Here is a 5,331-nt window from a genome sequence, read left to right as displayed (position 1 = left end):
ACCCTCAACGCGCAGCCGCAAACTGCCCATCCCGCATGACGCTGCGCTCTACCGCCAGCGCCACCGCATCGAGAACATGTTGCCTCGACATCGGCGCCCGCAGCTACGGCTCGATCGCATCCATCCTGCGCAACGGCCTCGACCGTGCCTACGCGCCCGAGCCCGTGCCGGACATCCCGCCCATCCGTTTCGGCAACCCTGGCTTCGCCGTGCTGGCGGCGATGCAGCGGGAGGGTTGGGGCGACCTGTTCCTTCGCATGCTGGAGGGCGCCACCGACTTCCCGACGACACCCGGCTGGTCTGTTGCGACCGTGCTGACGGTACCACCGTTCCCTGCGGTGGACGCCGATGCGACGCCGGCCGACGACGTGCCGCTGTTTTTCCTGCGGCAGCCTGAGGCGGCGGATCTGCGCTTCCATCATCTTGTGGATGTCCGAAGGGACGCTGAAGGCCAGTTGCTTGTTCGCCGGCGTTCAGGCCACGCCATGATCGTCACGGGCACCGGTCTTACGGTAGGCGACGCGCAGCATGCGGCCGCGAAGCGTGCTCGCAACGTCGTGGCACCTGAGCTGCGCTGGCGCGGCGACATCGGCGACCGCTTCCTGAGGGGAGAGCGGGAGCGGCTTATCGAGCTGGGTTGGCTTTCGGAAGCCTAAGGTGTCTGGGCGCGGTGGTCTTGGTGTGGAACTCCCGGGCCGCCTTGACCACGACGAAGGTCGGGTTGGTGATCAGGTCATGCGCCTTCAGGGTGCTGACGCCGGACAGCCGGCACGGTACGCGGTAGCAAGGATGGATCACTGTTCGGCATCACGCTCACCTGCTCCAGCCACCGGAGAACCCGCGTATTGGCGCAGGACGTGACGTTGAACCGCATCCATGGCGACCGCTCCAGATGCGGCCGAAACACCACGCCGGGCGCCAGCATGATGCCTTGCGACGACGCGCTCTCCGTCAGCGCCAGCGCGTCTTCCACATCCGGAAACCGCGCCCACAAAAACATGCCGGCCTCCGGCTCGACGAACAGCTGCATCCCAATGCGTTCAAAGGCGCGGATCGCGTTAAGCCTCGCCTCGCCTAGCCGGCCATGAAGCTGCGCCAGGAACTTCCGGTAGTGGCCATCCACCAGGGTCAGGTACAGCAACCGTTCCATGAATTGTGAGCTGGTGATGCTCGACAACATCTTCACGTCGGCCAGGTCATCGGCGATGGGCTGGTGCGCCGCCAGGAACCCCACCCGCAGGCTGCCCGACAACGTCTTTGAGAAGCTCCGCACATAGATCACCCGTTTGAGCTGATCGAGCGCCGCTAAACGCGGTGTGGGCTTGACCTGCAGGTCACAGAAGATGTCGTCCTCCACGACCAGGAAATCGTATTTCTCCGCGATCTGCAGCAGGCGAAAACTGACGTGAGGACTCATGTTGGTCGATGTCGGGTTCTGCAGCACAGACTGCGTGAAGTAGATCCGCGGCCGATGCTCGGCAGCAAGCCGTTCAAGCGCCGCCAGATCAGGCCCATCACCGTTGCGCGGTACTCCAAGCAGCCGAGCGCCGTGCAGCCGGAGATTGCCGAACAGGTTATAGTAGCCTGGATCGTCGACCAGCACGGCATCGCCCGGCCGGACGAAATGCCGCATGATCAGGTCCAAGGCTTGGCTGGTCCCCTGCGTCATCACGATCTGCGAGGCGCTGCCTACAATCCCCTGTTCCGACAGCAGTAGTACCAGATGCTCGCGGAGCGGCAGGTAGCCGTAGGGATTGCCGTACTCGATCAGGTGAGCCCCGTTCTTGCGCGCCAACGCGCCGAGGTTTTGCCGTATGCCCATCTCGTCCATCCACCCGTTCGGCAGCCACGGGCCACCGGCCAGAATGGTTCCATCCGGCGCCTGCAGCAGCCGGCGGATAAGGGAGACCAGTTCCTCGTTGCGCTTCTGCCCGTCCGGCGGCGGCTGATGACCCGCTTCCTCGCGGACCGGCGTGACGAAGAAGCCGGAACCACGCCGGGCCTCGAGATAGCCCTGCGCCACCAACCGGTCATAGGATTCGACGGTGGTGAAGCGGCTGACCCCAAAAGCTTCGGAGAAGCTGCGGATCGATGGCAGCCTTGCGCCGGCGCGCAGGCATCGGTCGTCGATCTGTCGCCGAATGGCGCCGACGATCTGGTCGACCAAGGGGCGCGGATCCTGCGGGTCGACCCGGATTGCGATCATCGCTTGTTCAACCTCCGGAGCGTCTGACTGGCCTGCTCGCGCGACCAGTACAGTTCAGCCAGGTGTCTGCCATACCGTATATGTTTGTCAGATGAATCGACAGTCAGTGTCGTTCACATGCAGGTCTGGAGACCGGTCGATGAGCAGCTGCCAGGTTGCAGCACCATCGCTGGCCGGCCCGACCGTTCTAATGACGAAGCGATGGTGGTCCCCCTGTGACTACCTCGAAATTGTTATTTCCCGCCGCTGATCACGCCACTGGAAGGATGCTTCGATGCGCCACTCGCTGTCCATCGCCCTTGCTGCGCTGATGTCGCTGCCCCTTGCCAGCACAGTTGCTGCCCAGGGTCATGCGCATGCCGCCGGGCACGTCATGCTGCTGCCGACCGAACTGCAATGGACCGACATCCCGTCGCTGCCACCTGGCGCTCAGATCGCTGTCATCGAGGGGCCACTGAACGAGGCAAGGCCAATTACCGCACGCCTCCGATTTCCGGCCGGCTATCGGCTACCGGCGCACCACCATCCCGTTATCGAGCACGTCACCGTCCTGTCCGGCACCTTCCACATGGGTGCCGGCGACCAGCTGGACCCCTCGAAAACCAGGGCGCTAGGCGCTGGCGGCTTCGCCATCATGCCGCCTGGAACTCCGCACTTCGCTTGGACAAGCGAAGAAACGATCGTCCAGATTCACAGTGTCGGTCCGTGGGGCGTCACCTACGTCAATCCGGCCGACGATCCGCGACGCCAGTAGGCAACCGCGCGGCGGCAGCGGCCACCACGACGCTGCTACCTCCGCCCCAGGCTACGGCGATGCAACGAGGTGAGACATGGAAAGGACCAAGACATGAGTTCTGCGATCGAGGTGAAGCGTTTCGAGGCACCTGACCAGCTGCTCGACATGAAGGAGCGCGGCCGCATCTCCATCATCCGGATGGCTGACGGTACAGCTGGAATGCACGCGATCTTTGAGCCGGGCTGGACCTGGGAGGCCGATGAGAAGCCGCTGCTGGGCTCGCCCGACTCCTGCCCGATGCGCCACACCGGATACTGTTTCAGCGGCAAGTTGGTGGTCCGCATGTTGGACACGAAGGCGGAAACGCGGATTGGCGCCGGCGATTTCTTCGAGATACCGCCAGGGCATGACGCGTACGTTGAAGGCTCGGAACGTGTAGAATTGGTTCTGTTCGCCCCGCCTGAACATCAGCATTGACCCTGGCCAGTCTGAGGCAGGCTCATCAGACAGCGCGTGGCGTCGCGCCCGGCGACCCGCGCCGGCATGCCAGACCAGCCACGCGCCGCCGCGGCCCCGGCGGCGAAGATGGAGATCTTGTGCGGCGGCTCAGGTGATAACCTTGATCGACTACTGCAGGCGCCGCGACAGCGACACGGCATAGGCGCCGGTGCGGGCGTGCAGCGTCGGGTCGTCGCTGTACTCGATGCCCGGCGCCTGATCGAGCGTCAGGAAGCTGATCGGATCACAGGCGCCGCCCGGGCCGGGCGCCACCTCCGTGACCGTGAGCCGCCCGACCACGGCACGTGGGCGATCGTCCGGCCAAGTGACCGTCGGGTTGGTCAGGTCGTCGCCGGGGCCGGCGAATTGCAGCACCATGTCGAATTCCACCGGCGCGGCGGCTACGCGGCGGCGTAGTTCATCCGCCAGGAACTCGGATGGCAGGCTGCGCATCTGCTCCTCGGTCAGGCGCTGCGTGCCGGCGCGCGGCTCGAACACCCAGCGGATGTGGCGCACCTCGCCGTCGGTGCCGCGGAAGCGGAAGGCATTGACGCCCCAATAGGGGGTGGTGGCCCAGCTTGCCGGCGGCAGCGTCGCCGCCAGCCAACGGGCCTGATTCGTGGTGGAGGGATTGGCGGCGATAAAGGCGGCAACGGCCTCGGCATTCGGGCGGCCGGTCGCGGGATCGGGGCGCCGGGCCAGCAGGCCCTGAACCATGACCTGCGGCGTCGGGGAGCCGAAGATCGGGGCGGAGATATTGGCCATGTCCCAGATGTCGCCGGCCTCGGTCTCAAAGCGGATGGACAGGCTGCGCGTGGTGCGGCCGGTATCGGGCCCCGCCGGATTACCGACGCCGACGCCGAAGCGGATCACCGCTGGCACGCGCTGGCCGTTGAAGACAGGAGCCACGGAAAGCCGCGTGCCGTCAGGCGTCGCGACGAAATGGCCCGCGGCGCAGGTGCCCTTGGCATGGCTCGGGCGATGCGTGCGGATTGGGCCAAGCACTGCCTCAAAGGCATCGACGATCGCCTCGGAGGAGGGCGGCTCGGCTGCGGACTGAGCCTGGGCCGGCAGGCCAAGCAGCAGGGCGAATGCTCCGGCGACCAAGGCGAGGGGGCGGGCAAGGTCTGGCATGATTGCTCCTGTGGGTGTCGCGCGGTTGCAGGCTCGCGAAGTGCGTGGGGCCTCCGCGACCGCCCTTACGTCAGGAGAGGCTGGCCTTTCCCTTTGGCCAAAATCAAGCGGCAGCATGATGACGGGACAACGGGCCAGACAAGCGGCTTCATCCCAAGCCAGCAGCAAAGCCCGCTGCCGACGATGAGCATGAGCGGCGCCAGCCGCACCTGGTCACCGCCGCGGACGGCGCGCCTGTGCTGGCCTTGCCGGCCTGTGGGATCGCTGGCGCGACCCGGCCGCGGCGGAGGAGGTGCTCACCCGCACCATGATCGTGTTGGGCACTGGATCTTCAAAAGCCGCGCCACGTCATCCCAAGTACATGCCTTGGGACAGCCGCTTTCCCGCCGAATTTTTGGTTTTATACTATGGTGCACTTCGAGGATTGGAGAAATACGTCATTCTCCTCATCTCGTCACCGGTAGCATTTACCAGGCAGCGCGGAGGAGATGCGTGATTTTACCTGCGCCAGTATGGAGGCCGCAACATGCACACATTCTACGAACCCGATCCGTTTTATTATGAAGATGATTATTACTATGAGCCGGATCCGTATTATTTCGAGCCGGATCCGGTACTTGTCATTCCAGAACCGGTATACGTCGAACCAGACCCATATTACGCACCGGCTCCAACCTACTACTACGCGCCCACGCCGATCTACTACGAGCCCGTTCCCGTTATTGAACCCATAATAATCGTAGAACCTACAGTGGTT

General features: G+C 64.5%; 5 protein-coding genes and 1 pseudogene. 4 read left to right on the top strand and 2 right to left on the bottom strand.

All coding sequences use genetic code 11. The features are described from left to right. Positions 1 to 656: hypothetical protein (locus tag ACFHPP_RS30295; RefSeq protein ID WP_437166953.1), on the top strand; the 656-nt coding region annotated here is incomplete at its 5' end. A 77-nt stretch (positions 657 to 733) separates the two neighbouring features. Here the strand turns inward: ACFHPP_RS30295 and ACFHPP_RS30290 are convergent. Then, on the bottom strand, positions 734 to 2,206 hold the full coding sequence (locus ACFHPP_RS30290; protein WP_437166952.1) for a PLP-dependent aminotransferase family protein: 1,473 nt from the start codon (positions 2,204 to 2,206) through the stop codon (positions 734 to 736). Positions 2,207 to 2,480: 274 nt separating this feature from the next. Between ACFHPP_RS30290 and ACFHPP_RS30285 the strand changes: the two genes are divergently transcribed. After that, on the top strand, positions 2,481 to 2,960 hold the full coding sequence (locus ACFHPP_RS30285) for a cupin domain-containing protein (RefSeq protein ID WP_437166951.1): 480 nt from the start codon (positions 2,481 to 2,483) through the stop codon (positions 2,958 to 2,960). A 93-nt stretch (positions 2,961 to 3,053) separates the two neighbouring features. Then, entirely contained in the window at positions 3,054 to 3,419 is a 366-nt protein-coding gene (locus ACFHPP_RS30280; RefSeq protein ID WP_437166950.1) for a hypothetical protein, read from the top strand. A 150-nt stretch (positions 3,420 to 3,569) separates the two neighbouring features. Here ACFHPP_RS30280 and ACFHPP_RS30275 read toward each other — a convergent pair whose 3' ends face one another. Next, a complete protein-coding gene (locus ACFHPP_RS30275; protein ID WP_437166949.1) occupies positions 3,570 to 4,574 on the bottom strand; it encodes a catalase family peroxidase in 1,005 nt (334 codons plus the stop codon). 526 nt (positions 4,575 to 5,100) lie between these two features. On the opposite strand from ACFHPP_RS30275, the pseudogene ACFHPP_RS30270 reads away from it, so the two are divergent. Continuing rightward, positions 5,101 to 5,331: pseudogene (locus ACFHPP_RS30270) on the top strand (hypothetical protein); the annotation flags it as partial.

It is taken from the genome of Falsiroseomonas sp. E2-1-a20 (assembly GCF_051433195.1).
Classification (GTDB): domain Bacteria; phylum Pseudomonadota; class Alphaproteobacteria; order Acetobacterales; family Acetobacteraceae; genus Falsiroseomonas.
The sequence above is the reverse complement of the archived record's forward strand: the minus strand, read 5'-3'. Positions and strand labels throughout refer to the sequence as shown.